Below are 17,885 nucleotides of genomic sequence, written 5' to 3' on the forward strand. Positions count from 1 at the left end.
TCGACATGCTTACTGCTTTCTTAAATGCATTAGCCACTATAATCAGTGTGACAAGTCTTCTCATCGTCACTTATGGGGCATTAATTGGGATAATTTCTTTTCTGGTCAATGAATTCAAAAGATTCACGGGCAAGTACTCAACTACCAATATCCGGAAGTTACGGGCTACTTTCGGAACTTATTTGCTACTTGGACTTGAATTTCTTATCGCATCAGATATCTTAAAAACCGTACTGGAACCAACTTTGAATGAACTGGCAATTTTGGGTGGTATAGTAGTTCTGAGAACTATCTTATCCGTCTTTCTAAATAGAGAAATCAAAGATTTGGAGGCTGAAGGTGAAAAAGAGCAATGATTCTTGGGAAGTAAAAAGCATTATTAGATCCCTTCTTTAACATATTATCTGAATTGTGTTAATTGTTAACATAACGAATCTAAATAGTTAACAACTTCCTTTATTCTATTAAACCATGTTATAAATGCCCCTGTATGGACCTGAAAATTTGGAGATATCCTCAAAGTCCGTATCTTTGCAATGTGTTTTTCATAGTATTAGATTTAAGGTTAACAAAAGATTGGCTGTTTGGGATAGATAGCCTTTTTTTATGTTGATATGTTTACTTTATCCTGTCTCTATACAATTCTCCATCGTAATTCTTATATTTAATGTTGCTGTAGGTGCAGACTAACATATTGCTATATTCCAAAATCGTGGCATTGGATTCTTGAGATAAATTTGTAGTTAAGATGCCACTACCTAGTATTCCCGGATTACAGATAATCGTATCTTTCCTTATTGAATTCATTATTAGCTCAACGCAAGTATATTCTTTAATATCTTCTTCTTTGAGTCTGTTTATGATATATTGGTTGATGTACATTTTGTCATCTTCAGTCATAAAACCATACCATAACAAGCACTTTATGCCTGCCTGAGTGGCTTTTATTAATATATCTAAATAACTTATTCCAGATATTCCTTTTTTGTCGATTTCATAAGGATCAATATGAAGAAAAGAAGATTTGGGAAGCGTGGGTAGCAGTTTTATAACTCCTTCGAGAGAATCTGTATGATATGTTTGAATGTGTGTTTCTAACTCTATTTGCCTGGCGTAAAGTTCTATGTTTTCTAAAGCATCCTTTTCAATATCAAAGAAGATATATTGGGACGCTTGTTTTTCTAATATATTCATAGCTAAAGCCGGAGATCCTAAATAATTTCCTTTTCCCGTTTCTATACTTTCCAGCCTATAATAAATAGAATTTCTAAGAAACTTTTCCTTATTGGCTTTTTCCAGAAAATGATAAATACCATATTGCTGTTCCACAGTATGTGACATTTGATAAATGGCAGATGCCGAATTTGTTTCTACGTACATTAGTGGCTTTTCTATTTGAAGAATTTCACAGAGTACCAGATGCTTAAATACATCAGCTTGTTTCCCGAAATGAGTATAAGTGGCCATATTTTTATGATTAATGTTTATGGCAGCAATATTAGGCTATATAAAAGATAAAAGCCTTGACCAAAGTCAAGACTTTTAAGTATACAGTTGTTTTTTTCGTATTCTGCTGAGGGTTTCGGGGGTAATACCGAGAAACTGGGCTATTTCTTTTAAAGAAAGTTTTTCTTGTAAATCAGGACATCGTTTCATTAATGACTGGTAACGTTGTTCGGGACTATTGCAATAGAAGCCTAATAAGCGTTGGTATATCTCGGCAAACATGGTTTCGGCTATCTGCCTGCCTAATCGTTGGGTATCCATGTCTGTTTCCCAGAATTGATTAAGTCGGTTTAAGCTAAGAAGATAAACTTCACATTCGGTAGTAGCCTGTATATTGGCCGTAGAAGTTGTCTGTTTTATAAAAGAAGGATAGTCACAGACGAAATCGTTTACGAAGCTATAACCGACAATCCATTCATTGGCGTCTGCATCTATATGTGATAAGCGGAACATCCCGGACTTGATAAAACCTATCTGATTTGTTTTTTCATTTTGCCGTACCAGATATTCATTCTTCTTGAATTTAGTAAGTACCCCTTCTTCCAGAAATAATTTTTCGAGTCTGGAAATATTAGGGTGACTGTCTTTTATGTTAAATTTGTCCATAGCTATTGTATTAGTACATATGGCAAAGGTACAAAGATTACAGAAATAATCATCTATTAATCGAAAAGTGCTGAAATATGGAAAATTAATGTATTTTTAATTCAATATTAATATTGTTTCGGCTAACTTTTTAATGCTGTCCTGTTTACTTTGCAAATAAAAAAATAAATATTTCTAATACCTAATTAATAGTATGCTTAAATGAAACGAAATGCAATTTTATTAAGCTTGCTGACAGCTTTGTTCTTACTACCGGGAAAGGTAGGGGGGCAAACTACATCAAGCGATGGTAAATTGGTGTATAATTTCCCGTTTGCACCAAGTGAGGGTCTTGTAAATAAGACAGAAAAGGAGTATAGGAAAGAAGTTTGCCTGAATGGTTACTGGGACTTCCAACCTGTGGTTTTGCCGGGTAGCTATGTGCAAGGTAAAGGAGTAGCACCGGAACTGCCGTTGCCTAAAGAAGGGGCTTGGAGCAAAACTCGTATAAAAATACCTTCTCCCTGGAATATTAATTCCTTTGCCAACCGAAATGTGGAAGGTCCCGACCATCGCAATTATCCGTCTTATCCGAAAGAATGGGAGCAAGTGAAAATGGCATGGATGAAGAAAACTATAGCGATTCCTACTGATTGGGATGGTCAACAGATAAAACTTTATTTTGAGGCTGTATCCGGATATACTGAAGTCTATATTAATAAGGAGAAGGTGGGAGAGAATTTTGATATTTTCCTTCCGTTCAGTGTAGATATTACGGATAAAGTGAATGCTGGTGAAACAGCTGAAGTATGGGTGGGAGTTCGCAGCCAGTCTTTGTTTGAAAACAACTCTACGATTGGTCGCCGCATTGTTCCTGCCGGTTCTATGTGGGGATATCATATTGCCGGTATCTGGCAGGATGTATATTTGCTGGCATTGCCCAAAGTACATGTGGAAGATGTATATGTGAAACCCTTGGTTTCGCAAAATATGCTTGAACTGGAAGTAACTGTACAGAATAATACGGAAAAGAAAGCTGACTTACAGATTCAAGGTAAAATCAATGAGTGGGTGAATTTGGCAGGAACAGATATAAACTCTGCTCCTGTACCAGCATGGGAACTTGGTCAGGAAGCTTTGAAAGTAGCTCCTGTAAAAGTTGCCATTCCTGCTAATGCTTCGACTAAAGTCGTATTGCAGGTTCCTGTATCGGGTGAGTTAAATTTCTGGACTCCCGAGCAACCGAATCTTTATGCTGTATTGCTCTCATTACAAGCTAAGAAACAAACGTTGGATGTGAAGTATGAGCGCTTCGGGTGGCGTGAATGGACATTGCAAGGTACTACACAATGTCTGAACGGTAAGCCTTATCAGTTAAGAGGTGACTCCTGGCACTTTATGGGTATTCCGCAAATGACGCGCAGATATGCGTGGGCATGGTTCACTGCCATTAAGGGTATGAATGGAAATGCAGTTCGTCCTCATGCACAGATATATCCCCGTTTCTATATGGATGTAGCTGACGAAATGGGTATTTGTGTGTTGAACGAAACAGCTAACTGGGCGAGTGATGGTGGCCCGAAACTGGATTCCGAGCTCTTTTGGGAGGCATCTAAAGAACATTTGAGACGTTTTGTACTCAGAGACCGTAACCATGCTTCTGTCTTTGGCTGGAGTATCAGTAATGAGAATAAACCGGTGATTCTGCATGTTTACAACCGGCCTGAGCTTATGCCTCAGCAGAAGAAAGCCTGGGAAGACTGGAGGGATATTGTGCGTGCTAATGACCCGACTCGCCCGTGGATTTCTGCTGATGGTGAGGATGACGGAGATGGTATATTGCCGGTTACAGTAGGGCACTATGGTGATATGGGCTCAATGAAACATTGGGTAGAAATCGGTAAGCCTTGGGGTATCGGTGAACATAGTATGGCTTACTACGGTACGCCGGAGCAGGTTGCCAAGTATAATGGTGAAAGAGCCTATGAATCTCAACTGGGCCGTATGGAAGGACTGGCAAATGAATGTTATCATCTGCTTGCTAACCAACGTAATATGGGTGCTTCTTATAGCACGGTTTTCAATATGGCATGGTATTCCTTGAAACCACTGCCGTTGGGTAAAAGGGATATGACTACGCAACCGGATATAAATAAGGATGGTATCTTCTTCGCAGAATATAAAGAAGGTGTTCCGGGCGTACAACCGGAACGTGTAGGTCCCTATTGCACTACGTTTAATCCGGGATATGATCTAAGTCTGCCTTTGTATGATCCGTGGCCTATGTATGATGCTATGCGTGCAGCCAATGCACCGGGACATCCTGGTTGGTCTGCTTATGCCAATATCGACAAGAAACAATATGAAGCGCCAGCCGCTACTCCGGCAGAGAAATATAAAGAAGTCGTTTTCATTGGAGAAGACAACAGTAAACTGAAGAATATCCTGGATGCGCAAGGTGTGAAATTTGCGACTAAAGTTACCGCTCCTGCACGGATGCTTTATATTGTGGACGGTACTTATACTTTGGATGCTGCTGAAAAGAAGAGTATGTTGGCTAATATAGCTAAAGGTGCTGATGTCTGGATTTGGGGATTGACACCTCAGACTGTGAATGTGTATAATGAGATTCTGCCTCTTCCGGTGGCTTTGGATAACCTTAAGCGTTCTTCTTTCCTGCCGGTTCAGAAATCATGGATACGTGGCTTGAATAATTCAGATTTCTATTTCTGCGAACTTCAAAGAGCTGATGCCTCGGAATACTCGCTGACAGGCGCTTTAGTGGAAGAAGGAGATGTATTACTGAATGCTTGTAAGACTGATTGGAGAGCTTGGAATAAACGTCCGGAGGAACTTAAAACGGCCAGTACGGTACGGAGTGAGTACGAATGTACAGCAGCTACTCCTGTATTTGTGAAATATCAGAATGGAGCTTCTTGTTTTTACATCAGCACGCTGAAAGAGTTTACTAATTCAGAAAAGGGATACAATACATTGGGAGTTATTTTGAAGAATGCCGGAATTGACCGTAATGAGATTGAGGTGAAATCAAATGAAGTTTTCTTTTTGCGTGATAACCAGTTAATGTTCCCGACTGCTGTAAAAGATAAGTTAGTGAAAATGTCGGATGGATGGACTTTGGATATCTATGTATTTAGTCCACGTCCTTTGGATGACTTGTTGATTGAACCGAATATGCCGAAACTGACTTTGGTTGTGAAAGCAAGAGAATGCCAGCTCGCTATTAATGACAAAGCGTATGCTGCTGCTTCACAAAACAGGCATGAGGCTACTTATAAAGAACTGCCCTTGTTGCAAGGTTGGAATAAGATAAGCATAAAAATAGGACAAAGAGATAAGAATGAATTCACAGGTAACTTCAGATGTGATAACAGAAATGAATTCCTTTCTTCTTTGAAAGTGATGTATATTAATCCTGAAGCTAAATGATGTATAGGTAATGATTAGAAAGGTATAGTTTTTAATAGGGTCTTTTTCGATAAGTTCAGTGTTACAATCCAGTGGCATGCGTATTATTGGCATGCACTGGATTGTTTTTTATTCACTATTCTCTACCGTTATGAAGGCTTCTGTTATCTTTGATATTTAGTTGGATGGCTGTTTGGGCATCAATACCGCGATATCTGTTATTTTGTACGGTGTTCTGATGGATTGTAATGTCTTTACAAGGGTTCATTTGCTTCTCAATGAATATTCCGTGCTCATTGTTACCTTCAGCAAGACTATTGTTGATGCTTATCCGGTTACTTTCTGCACATCGTATGCCTGAGAGTCCGTTACGGGCCATCTCTGAGTTGATAACTTTCACATTCTGGCAGAAAGTAGCATTTATACCGTTTCCGTAGGGGGAGGTATCGAAACGACTACTTGTTATATCACAATTTGTGATGTATGACAAATGAAGATTATGATGGAAACCGGCACCTGGCACTACGCTGGCACCATTATCACTGAAATCACATTGGTTAATACGAATATTCTTTCCACCAACTATGGCTACACCGTTTTTTGTGAAATTCTGTATGGTAATATTTTCAAATGTAATGTTCTGTATGCCATCTTTCTCTTTTGATTTGAAAATGACGCCTTCCCGGCTGGGAGCGTTCATATATGAGCGGCTACGACGGTCGTGATTAGGATCGGCATTTTCGGTTACTTTAGTGGCACCTTCTATCAGAAGATTGCGAATAGTGACGTCAGAGAGAATATTTTCTCCATTAATGATTGCAGTTTCTGTTTGTGGAGCCGGAAAGATTATAGTTTCGCGTCCCTGACCAGCAAGGAGGGTGCCACTATATATCTTTAGAGGAGCTTTCAATGTATGTACTCCTGCTTCCAAAATAATCCATTTGCCACTCTTTTGATTGGAGTCTATGGCTTCTTGTATGGACTCTCCCGGTTTTACAAAAATACTGTTGGCAGGAAGTTTTTTTGATTTGCCTTTTAAAGCTCCGATTACTGTTGGTTTCAGGAATTTATCGAAACCTGTATAAAGAGATGTTTTTGCCGGAGCATTGGGAAGCGGAGCTTTGGCAGCCGTCAGAAAACCTACTGATGACTTCGGGCGTGTATGTTGTTTTATTGCTTTCTCGGTATATGGCAGTAATAGGCCTTTGGTATTTTTGTAATGCTGGTATATGGATTCATAGATATCTCTGAATTTGTCGTTATCTCTGTCTGTAAAGACTCCGAATAAATCAATATGTTCTCCTAACATGAAACGTGCTGTATATTCGAAACCTTGTGCCAGCCTGTCATCAGCTACACTATAAAAATCTAATCCCTGCGTGTCGGCGGTTTGTGCTGCTTTGGCAAATTCACCTATACCTAATTGTACATGTCCCCAGTCGCGAGTTGTCTCTTGGCATTGTCCACCCGGATAGAGATAACGGGTGATGCCGGAGTTACCTTCTCCCCGGTAGAATCTTTCTACTGCCCGGTTGAAAATTTCGTGATTATCAGTAAAAATGCCGATACACATGATGGTACTAATCATGGATGCATCCCAGTTACCGTTAGCTTCGGTAAAGAAGCCTTTAATAGTGGGATAAAGGACTGTAAGGACCATTTGCGTGAATTGTTGCAGGTCTTTGGGCGCCCAGCCGGAATCGGTATGTTTCAGAATTTCAGCAGCATTGAGGTAGTAATATCCGAATAAACCTACATTCAGCTTGGCATTGTTTGCATCGAATCCCCGGAGAACATAACTCCACGCATTCAGGATTTCAATGGCTTTATGCGCATAGGCTTTGTCTTGGGTTATATACCACATTAATGCATGGTTATAGGCTGTTTCTGCACTTTCGGAAAACTCACGTCCGCCTATGCTGTTTGTTCCATAGGGACCTACTGATATTTCAGCAAATGGTTTGGGGATAAAATCTAAATAAGTGTTTTTCTTTAAATTCTCAAAAGCGGTTTTCCAGGGTTGTATGCCTTTTACTACCATTTCGCGCATATAGTCGAGGTCCTGTTTGCTTTGAGCCATGCCCGGATGCACGAAAGCCTTGGTTAGAAACTCTGGGTTAGAACTCTTTTCCGGTTGGGCTGCTATACTGTGTACTAAGGTACACAGTATGCATATTAATAAGAGTATTCTTTTTCTCATGTTCATTCCTTTTGTTTTGTTAATCAGTGTTCTACCAATTGTCTGTTCTGAAGGGAGCTACGGGGATACCATAGATGTTGAATACGCTTGCTTGGGTATAATTCTTATAAGCATATCGGACGGCTACCGGATGCTGTACTTTATCGCATGATACGGCAAGACGGGTAGTTTTGGTTTCTATTTCAGCATGGGCCGGGTAGAAAACTTTGTCTTCACCGGCAATTTCAAATCCTTCGAGTGGGGTCCACATAGGACAAAGACAACGCTGTGCGTTGTCCACATTGATGTATATTTTGTTACCTGATATTTCCATGGATTTATAAACAGGAGTGGCGTAACCGAATCCTTTTCGTCCATAAGTTTGGGCAAGTGCCCAAAGAGCAAGGCGATTACCTACCGTTTCTTTATCTGTAGGATGGATAAAGACCGGATGACCTATATCCAGAGTGGTAACCATTCCACTATTAGGAATATCCTTCATATTTTGTTGTTGGACTTCACGCATGCGGGCGGCTGAGGTGCCATCGGCCCCTTCATAATTAAAGGGGGCAATCTCTACGAAGTAAAAAGGGAGTTCTCCTATATTCCATTTACTGCGTAAGTCTTTGACAAAAGCAGGCATCAGACTTTGGTATAAATTAGCATTGTCACGATTACTTTCGCCTTGATACCAAAGGAAGCCTTTAATGGTGAAATTCGTGAAAGGAGCTATTTTCCCATTATAGAGTACACATGGAGTATCTGTGATGTTTTTTACAGGTTCATCATTGTCGAGTATGGCTAAATCAATACTTTTAAATGGGCTTATGGCTTCCCGGCTCATCCATGCTTCTACTTTTGATCCTCCAAGAGAAGATACAATAATACCGACTGGTACTTCCAGTACTTCCTGAATATATCGGGCGAAAAAGTAGGCTGTTGCACTTGTGTGGGATACGTTGACTGGAGTATTCTCTAACCACTCACCTTTACAATCTTCCTGTGGGGTTTTGCTATATTGCCGTACCCATCTTCCATCTTTGGAATCGGTGTTGTAGATGCGGATTGGGGTAGAGGCTTTCGCTTTGGCTATGATATCGTTTGTGCCCTGAGTGGGTTGGCGGTCGAAACCACTCATGGGCATTTCCATGTTCGATTGTCCGGAGCAGAACCAGACTTCACCTATTAATATATTTTTCAATGTTAAAGCCTCTCCATCGCTGAATGTAATTTCATAGGGGCCTCCGGCTGTTGGTGTGGAGACATTTAATAACCATTTTCCTTGCTTGTCTGCAGTTGTTTTATAGGTTCTGTTATCCCATGATGTTTTTATGGTAACAGACGAGTTTTCTTTGGCTTTTCCCCATAGCTTTATATTTGCTTGTTGTTGCAATACCATGTTGCTACTAAGTACGGAGGGTAATTGTACTTTGGCTCCTACGAATGTGGAGACAGATAAAAAGTGTGTTAATAGTAAAAAAGTAATCAACGATTTTACTTTCATGTGACTAAAAAAAAGTTTTTCCATAATACTGTTTTAATTTGATGATAGAACAAGCTTTTTGTCCTTTGCAACAAAAGTAAACCAGAGATATTACTTCTCTGATTAATTTGTTATTAATTTGCGCATAATATCGGTTTAATTGAATTCAGATTCCAAATTCTCGTGTCCTTTATTTGTTATGGGGGATTTTTTTATACCTTTGCAGAGTGTTCTTTAACGAGATACTATGAAAAGTAAATTGCTAATTTGGATATTATGTTTCTTCTCATTGGGAAATATGAAGGTGTTGGCTTCTACAGATTATGGCCTTCATTTCAAATCTCATTCTGTGCCAGGCAATGAACGCACCTCTTTGTCTCTTGATGGGAACTCTCCTTTTTATGTGGAGAAGGAGTTTATTATTGATTTTCAAATGTGGGTTCGTAATGAGCCTGATTTCGGGGCTATTCTTCATTTATGTACGAATGAAAATCAATTTCTTCATTTTGTTTTTGCTGCAGGTGATAATAACAGGAATTTTCCAGCTCTCGTTTTCAATGAGGGAATGTTTGCTATTAATACCAATATTGAAAAAGGTAAATGGGTTCCTGTGTCTTTACACCTTAATATAAAGGAGAATCAAATTGATTTGAAATATGATAGTAGGGACACTACGATGGTAGTGCCATTGCGTGGTACCAAAGATATTACAGTTTCGTTTGGAAAATCTCCATATTTCTCGGCAGATGTAGTTCCTATGAATATTAGGGATATAAAGATTATCCGGGATGGGGAACTGATAAGATATTGGAAGTTGTGGAAGCATAATGGCGATGTTTGTCTTGATGAAGTTGAAGGGGCTGTGGCATTAGCTTCTTATCCTTCATGGCTCATTGATAATCATATTGAATGGCGGAAAATATATACAGAGAAAACATCAGGTCGTTTGGATGTCGCTTTTAATGCCCGTGATGCCTTATTCTATCTTGTGCGACAAAATAAAATAGAAATATTAAATGGTATTTCCGGTGACCGGAACGAGGTCTCTATTGTGGAGGGATATCCGGCTATGGAATATACAGATCACATGGTTTATGATACACTGACTAATCAGTTATTGTCTTATTCTTTACACGAAAAGTTGGTTTCAGCTTTGTCTGTCGATGAAGGGAAATGGAGTCTGAATGAAAGACATTTGGATGAGCCTCGTTACTACAACCATGCACGTACGTTTAGTCCGTCTGATTCTTCATTTTATTTTTGGGGAGGATATGGATTCTACCAATATAGGAATAACCTATATCGGTTGAAAGTGGGTATGAAACAGGTTGAAGAAGTTGCATATACCCCTGTTATTTCTCCTCGTTACTCATCTGCAGCAGCTATAGTAGGCGATGAACTGTATATTTTTGGTGGTCGTGGAAATAAACAGGGAAAGCAAGAATTCAATGCTCATTTTTATTATGAGTTGTGTGCCATTAATCTGAAAACGGGAAAGTCTCGTAGTGTATGGAAGAAAAAACAATCTACAGATATGTTGTTGATGGCATCTTCCATGTACTTTGAACCTTCGGACAGTTCTTTTTATGCTGTTAGTTTGAAAGACGGAGGCAGCCTTTGGAAGGTTTTCATGAATGATTCTGCTTGGGTAGAGATATCGAAGCCTATTCGTAATGATTTGGTTCATCAGGATTGTGATTTTAGCTTTTATTCCTCTCCTGCCCATCATAAACTGTATCTGGTGATGGATAAAATTTTGAGTGACCGTACACATGATGTGGCTATTTATTCTATCAATACTCCTTTGTTGAATGATAATGAAATTGCGCAGACGGCGAATAAGGACTTTTCTACGGTGTGGTTATGGGGCTCATGTGGTATCCTGTTATTGGGAGGATCAGTATTCCTTTTTTACCGGATAAAGTACAGCAGGAAGAAAGTCGAACTTGAAGATACAAAAGAAGATAATACTCAGGTGGAGGTTCTTCCTGTTAATGAAACGGTAGAGGAGGTTGCAGCGGCAGAAAAGTATTTTGATCGCAGTCGTTCGGCAATCTCTTTGTTGGGCACATTTAATGTTCGTGATAAAGATGGTAATGACATAACAGGAGCTTTTACACCACGGTTGAAAAGCTTGCTTATATTGCTGGTGCTTTATACAGAGAAGAACAAGCAAGGTATCTTGACTAAAAAAGCTACCGATATTCTGTGGTCGGACAAAGAAGAGGAGTCTGCTCGTAATAACCGTAATGTGACTTTGCGTAAGTTGCGTGTATTGTTAGAAAAAGTAGGTGATGTGGAAGTTGTCAGTGATGCGGGATTTCTGTGTATCAGATGGCATGAGGGAGTATTTTGTGATTATCGGATGGCGCTGGATTGTATTCGTCAATTTAAGGAAAATGGTGAACATGGGAATGATAAGCTTCTGAATCAGATATTGGAAATTTTATTGTATGGTCCGTTGCTGTCAAATACCATTGTTGATTGGTTGGATGAATTTAAAGATTCTTATTCCAGTCTTTCTATTGATTTGCTGAGGAATTTGTTGGATGTACAACGTAATAATTACGATACAGTACTGCGTATTGCTGATATCCTATTCTTGCATGATCCTCTGAATGAAGAAGCTTTGGCTGCTAAATGCTCTATTCTTTTTATACAAGGTAAAAAGGGTATTGCAAAGAGTGTATATGACCGTTTCTGTAAGGAGTATAAAGATTCATTAGGAGAGGAATATAAGGTCCTCTTATGTAATTTATATAAATGATAATTTATAAACATAAGAAAAAGCGCTTAATCATAACAATTAAGCGCTTTTTTAATGTCCAATTAATAAAGGATGGCTCTGTTTTTTAAGACTAAGGCTTTTATTTTGCATTCGTGGAAGTATTCCTCTTCCATATGAGAGAAGTCAAACTGATGTCTAATTTAGTCTTTAAACTATGAAAAAGCACTTGTTGATAGGATTGTTTTTATTAGGTCTGTTTATCTATCCTATTAAGGCCATTTCAGGTAACACTCCTGAAGAATTATATGAGAATTTGCAAAAACGATTGGCTTCCGGTTGGAACACCTGGGATACCCGTAGTGTGCTGACTCATGTATTTCTTCCTTATGGTTTTGCTGTCGACCTGAATATGATGGATACAGATGGAAGTCGTGTAAGGAAATTCAGAATCGGAGATAGAGTTAAAGGGGCGCCATTATTGCAGCCGGGACCTCATTCATTTGATGGAGCTTATACTCAAATGACCATAGATTGGAGAGGATATAAGTTGCAGGTAGAAAGTGCTGCTATGGGACTTAAAAACGTAATTCTAATCAGACCACTGACTGAGACGAAGAAAGGAGGACGATTGGTGGTTATTCCTGAAAGTCTTTGGAAACGGGGCAATACACTTAGCGTGGATAGTTTAGGATTTACATTGGCATCACGTGATAAAGTTGTTGAAATAAAAACTTCTATAGAAGGTAAACTTCTGGAAAAAAAAGGAAGGGAGTTTATTCTGTCTTTAGATACTCCGGTTGCTATCTGTTGCGGAGAAAATGTGGGATTGGATGATGCAATTGCTTTTATTAATAATCGTGCCCGGGATTTTATTAATTCTAATCAGAAACAGTTTGGTGCAAATTATGATTGCTATAATGCCATGCAAAGTGTTTTGGCTTGGGATAATATATATGATCCTGGCATTAGAAGGGTGATTACTCCTGTAAATCGGATTTGGAGTTCCGAATGGTTTGCCAGTGAAGATTTTGGTGGTTTTACACTGTTCTGTTGGGATACTTACTTTGCATCGATGATGCTTGCTGTTGGTAATAAAGAATTGGCTTATGCAAATGCTGTAGAGATAACTAAAGCAATAACTGAACGTGGATTTGTACCCAACTGTTTTTATAGTAATAATTTTAAATCAAGAGATCGTTCTCAGCCACCTGTTGGTTCTTTGGCTGTCTGGACAATATATAAGCAATATCAAGAAAAATGGTTCTTGGAGTTATTATATAAAGAATTACTAACTTGGAATCGCTGGTGGAGCCGGAATAGAGAGGATGGAGGGTTATTATGCTTAGGTAGTAATCCTTATGAAAAGGTTACTTATTTCAGGTCTGAGTTTGATACGGATTGTCACTATGGTGCTGTTTTGGAATCAGGATTGGATAATTCTCCAATGTATGATGGGGTTCCTTTTAATAAGCAAAAACACTTGCTGGAACAGCATGATGTAGGTATGTCTTCTTTATACATCATGGATTGTGATTATCTGGCTTTAATAGCGGAAGAACTTGGCTATAAAAAAGATGTAATCGAATTTAGAAAACGCGCGGAATATTATCGTAATAATTTAGCAGGGTTGTGGGATGGCAAGACTGGATTTTACTATAATCGTTCTACCAGAGATCTGAAATTTAATTATCGCACTTCACCCACTTGCTTTTTCAAAATGCATATAATATAGTTACATCTGTTTTTTATACTTTAGGAACAAACTTAACGGATCATTCTTCTCTGAATTATGAAAATAATAAATGGGGGTATAGCAGGCATGTGTCTGGAAGGTGGATTAATCCGCCTATGGTCCATGTTGAGCATGATATAAATAAAACATTTTATTATTGGAAAGATATTATAAACCATATTGCTCCTATACACTTTAAGTCATTATCATCTCCGCTAGCTGTTGAAGTGAAGACCGTTTTTGATAATCAATGGATAGAACCTGATGAAAAAATGGATAGTGTATATTATAATTATATTCTAACGGAAAAACAGTATGGAGTTAAACTTGCTTCCGCAGCAGTATCTGAAATAGAAAAGGTAAAGCCTTTATTAGAATCTGCGGCATATAATGATTTATACCAACTATTTTATCGTACTTATTTGACTGCATGTTTGCATGAAGCTGTATGCACGGCATATTATGGTTCCAGAATCTATGTCAGAGCTAAGCAGTTTCATCCTAAAGGTTTGAAGGAACGTATTTTTTTATCACTAAAAAAAATAGAACAAGTTTCGGAGGATATGAATTTATTGGTGAATACATATCCTGTCGGTCAATATGACTGGTTGAATGATGTAAAGATTGCTTTAAGATGCAGGTGTAGAGTTCTGAAGATGTTGAATTCGAAATCGCTCCAAAATGAATAAATTCCTCCAATGGATAAAGTTGGATCATAAGTTTGTTCCCCAATCGTTCTATGTATTAACAAAGAAGCGATTAATCTTTTAATTTAATTCAAAATTAAGCACCAGATAAGCGTGATATCACTCAATTTTTAATCTTAGGCATGTAATTTTGCCATATCAAAACGATAATAATAGGTTCGATAATAAGTTCTTTTTTTAAGAATAAAATACAAGATTGTATTTAGGATAACAATTTAAAAAAGATAAGTAAATTGAAAGAATACATAACTTTAAAAGAAATGCATATGAAAGATACAAGTTAACCAAAGACACATCCTTCCTACTTATTTGATCTAAAGGATACGTTATTTTTTATGAAAAACAATTTTAAAAGTGAGATTATGAAACACATGAAAAACAAATCTAATTTTGTGAAAGTTAGCAAATACACTTATTGGTGTGTGCTAATGATGTTCTTGATGGTGCTTACTCCGATGCGTGCACAAACTTCCCGAAGTATATCCGGGCAGGTTGTTGACGAATTGGGTGAAGCAATTATTGGTGCTAATGTGACTGTAGTTGGAAATAAGTCATTAGGTACTATAACTGATATTGATGGAAATTTTACTCTAACGGTTCCTCAAGGAACAACATTGGAAGTTTCTTATATTGGTTATGTGAATAAAAAAGTGGCAGTGGATAACAAAACCAGCTATAAAATTACTTTAAAGGAAGACTCTGAACAATTGGATGAAGTAGTGGTAGTAGGATATGGTACTCAGAAGAAAGTGAATTTGACGGGTGCTGTGTCTGCTATTACTAATGAAGAGTTAGTTGCTACCAAAAGTCAAAATGCTCAGAATATGTTGACTGGTAAGGTTCCTGGCGTTCGTGTAATTCAAAAAACATCTGAACCGGGTGAATTTACTAATCAGTTTGATATCCGTGGTTTTGGTTCTCCACTAATCGTAGTTGATGGTGTTCCTTGTGGCAATTTACAACGTATGGACCCGAATGAAATTGAATCAATTTCTGTTTTGAAAGATGCTTCGGCTGCTATATATGGTGTACGTGCGGCTAATGGCGTTGTCTTGATTACTACAAAGAAAGGTGAAAAGAATAAGCCAAAGATTGAATACAATATGTATTATGGTATTCAAACTCCGGCAGAAATGTTGGAGCCTGTAGGTGCTGTAGACCGTATGAGACTATTTAATGAAAAGTCAATGCGTAATCTGACAAATCCGCAGCTTACTTATTCAGATGAGCAGATTGAAGAGTATCTGAATGGAACATTGAAATCTACTGATTGGTATGATGCGGTAATTCGTAATTCAGCTCCCCAGCAGCAACACAATGTTTCATTGAGTGGTGGAAGTGAAAAAACTGATTATTATGTAAACTTCGGTTATACAGATCAGGAAGGTTTCTTCAGGTCAAAAGCAATGGATTATAACCGTTATAATCTTCGTGCAAATTTGAATGCAGAAGTAGCTAAGAATTTAAAGGCTTCAATTAAAATAAATGGTATAATTGATAGTAAACAACGTCAGTACTTATCAACTTGGGAGGTTTATAAAGCTTTGTGGCGTGCAAGTCCTAATGAGAAATTGTATGCCAATGATAATCCGGAATATTTCCAAAAGATGTCATCCGACCAGTTGAATCTTCTGGCAGCAACAGATCCTGATGTTTCCGGTTATAATAAGGCAACAAATAAAATCTTCCAGTCTACGATGGAACTTGAATATGCTGTGCCATTTGTAAAAGGTCTGAAGGTGAAAGGCATGTTCAGCTATGATACTTCTATAGCTGATAATACCATATATAAGAAAGAGTATAATGAGTATACTTATAGTGAAGCAACTAATACATATACTGCTTATGCTATGCAGTCACCGACTAATCTGGAACGCTATTATGGCAATTCATGGACTACTTTGTGGCAAGCTTCTGTAAGCTATGAGAATACTTTTGCATCAAATCATAATGTATCTGGATTGTTGTTGTTTGAAGAAGCACACAGTGTAGGTGATAACATTCGTGCAGCTCGTGATTTCTCTATTCCTTTGCCTTATTTATTTGCAGGTAATTCAGCTAATCAAGTTGGTACAGCTAATGCCAATGGATTGACTGAAAGCGCTTCTCAGGCGTTGGTTGGTAGATTTAATTATGACTATAAAGGGCGTTATCTGTTAGAATTTGCCTTTCGTTATGACGGTTCCTCCAAATTCCCGTCACATAGCCGTTGGGGCTTTTTCCCCAGTGCTTCTGTGGGGTGGCGTATGAGTGAAGAAACTTTCATAAAAGATAAATTGCCGTTTGTTAACAACCTGAAACTTCGCGGTTCATATGGTAAGATGGGTGATGACTCTGTTGCTGATTATCAATTTATTTCCGGATATGACTATCCGAATACCAGTGGTGATAAATTTAATAAAACTCCGAAAGGATATTTTTTCAATGGTTCATTCATGAATTCATTAGGTTTCCGTGCGGTAGCCAATCCTAATATTACATGGTACACTGTTAAGACTCTGAATGTGGGTGTTGATGCTGATTTGTGGAATGGCCTATTAGGGGTTTCTTTTGATTTATTTCAGCGTGACCGTGATAACCTGATGGCTAATCGTATTGCTACTATTCCAGGAACATTCGGTGCTGCAATGCCTAAAGAGAATTTGGAGAGTGACCGTACCAAAGGTTTTGAAGTTGAACTAAGACATCGCAATCGTGTGGGGCAGGTTAATTATAGTGTTTCTGGAAACATTGCTATTACTCGTTCCATGTGGCGTTACAAAGAACGCACCCCATCAGGTAACTCATATGATAACTGGAGAAATAACTTAACTAACCGTTATAATGACATTTGGTTTGGTTATGGTGCAGACGGTCGTTATACCTCATGGGAACAAATAGCTAACTCTCATGTATTTGCTGGTAATGCAACTCTTCCTGGTGATTATATTTATGAAGACTGGAATGGTGATGGTACAATTGATGATATGGATAGATATCCTATTGCTACAACTACTAATTCTACTGCAGCTAATTTCCAGGATAAGAAAAATTATCCGTTGATGAACTTTGGCTTAACTCTTTCTGCCCAATGGAAAGGTTTTGATGTTAATATGACTTTCCAAGGTGCTGCAATGTCCTATGTATCTTATGGTGAACAGTTGTCAGCCCCCTTGCAATTTAATGGTAATGCTTTGGGGATGTTCTTGGACAGATGGCGTCCAGTTGATACAAAGCAAGATCCCTACGATCCTTCTTGCCAATGGATTTCAGGATATTATTCATATGGTGGTACAACTCCGGATGTTAATTCTGAATTCTCTATTCAGAAAGGTACTTATTTGCGCCTGAAGACAGCCGAAATCGGTTACACTTTACCGAAGAATTGTTTGTCATTCATAGGTATAAAGAATTTGAGAATTTATATGAATGGATATAATTTGTTCACTATTACAGGTGTGAAAGGTGTCGATCCGGAAAGACCGGCTGAACTCTATGGATATATGTATCCGTTGAATAGAACATATAACTTTGGTGCAAGTGTTACATTTTAAGTA

At 38.2% G+C, this 17,885-nt stretch carries 10 protein-coding genes; 6 read left to right on the forward strand and 4 right to left on the reverse strand.

The features are described from left to right. Positions 1-5 precede the first annotated feature (5 nt). Positions 6-356 carry a DUF1622 domain-containing protein gene (locus VYM24_RS09030; RefSeq protein ID WP_291551354.1) on the forward strand — a complete coding sequence of 117 codons (351 nt, stop codon included), beginning with the start codon at positions 6-8 and terminating at the stop codon, positions 354-356. A gap of 262 nt (positions 357-618) precedes the next feature. On the opposite strand, the gene VYM24_RS09035 is transcribed toward VYM24_RS09030, so the two are convergent. Then, complete coding sequence (locus VYM24_RS09035; protein WP_299092467.1) at positions 619-1,467, reverse strand: 23S rRNA (adenine(2030)-N(6))-methyltransferase RlmJ; 849 nt, start codon at positions 1,465-1,467, stop codon at positions 619-621. A gap of 75 nt (positions 1,468-1,542) precedes the next feature. Beyond that, positions 1,543-2,112, reverse strand: a complete 570-nt coding sequence (locus VYM24_RS09040; protein WP_299092469.1) for a Crp/Fnr family transcriptional regulator — start codon at positions 2,110-2,112, stop codon at positions 1,543-1,545. A 201-nt stretch (positions 2,113-2,313) separates the two neighbouring features. Between VYM24_RS09040 and VYM24_RS09045 the strand changes: the two genes are divergently transcribed. Further along, positions 2,314-5,541 (forward strand): glycoside hydrolase family 2 protein, encoded by a 3,228-nt coding sequence (locus tag VYM24_RS09045; protein ID WP_330941984.1) that lies wholly within the window; start codon positions 2,314-2,316, stop codon positions 5,539-5,541. Positions 5,542-5,656: 115 nt separating this feature from the next. Here the strand turns inward: VYM24_RS09045 and VYM24_RS09050 are convergent, their stop codons facing one another. Beyond that, positions 5,657-7,720: an alginate lyase family protein gene (locus tag VYM24_RS09050; RefSeq protein WP_330941985.1), complete on the reverse strand. Its 2,064-nt coding sequence runs from the start codon at positions 7,718-7,720 to the stop codon at positions 5,657-5,659. Positions 7,721-7,751: 31 nt separating this feature from the next. Continuing rightward, the gene (locus VYM24_RS09055) at positions 7,752-9,227 is read right to left on the reverse strand and encodes a sialate O-acetylesterase (protein WP_330941986.1); all 1,476 of its coding nucleotides are present in this window, start codon (positions 9,225-9,227) and stop codon (positions 7,752-7,754) included. Positions 9,228-9,429: 202 nt separating this feature from the next. Here VYM24_RS09055 and VYM24_RS09060 point away from each other — a divergent pair, with 202 nt between their 5' ends. The 4 genes from VYM24_RS09060 (at position 9,430) to VYM24_RS09075 (ending at position 17,882) form a co-directional block, all read left to right on the forward strand. Then, positions 9,430-11,949, forward strand: coding sequence for an AfsR/SARP family transcriptional regulator (locus VYM24_RS09060; protein WP_330941987.1), 2,520 nt, complete (start codon positions 9,430-9,432; stop codon positions 11,947-11,949). 175 nt (positions 11,950-12,124) lie between these two features. Further along, positions 12,125-13,642 carry an MGH1-like glycoside hydrolase domain-containing protein gene (locus VYM24_RS09065; protein WP_299092478.1) on the forward strand — a complete coding sequence of 506 codons (1,518 nt, stop codon included), beginning with the start codon at positions 12,125-12,127 and terminating at the stop codon, positions 13,640-13,642. A gap of 116 nt (positions 13,643-13,758) precedes the next feature. Further along, entirely contained in the window at positions 13,759-14,331 is a 573-nt protein-coding gene (locus tag VYM24_RS09070; RefSeq protein WP_299092480.1) for a hypothetical protein, read from the forward strand. A gap of 380 nt (positions 14,332-14,711) precedes the next feature. Next, positions 14,712-17,882: a SusC/RagA family TonB-linked outer membrane protein gene (locus VYM24_RS09075; RefSeq protein WP_330941988.1), complete on the forward strand. Its 3,171-nt coding sequence runs from the start codon at positions 14,712-14,714 to the stop codon at positions 17,880-17,882. Positions 17,883-17,885: the final 3 nt, after the last annotated feature.

Origin of the sequence: Bacteroides sp. MSB163 (assembly GCF_036416795.1) — a bacterium.
Taxonomy (GTDB): domain Bacteria; phylum Bacteroidota; class Bacteroidia; order Bacteroidales; family Bacteroidaceae; genus Bacteroides; species Bacteroides maternus.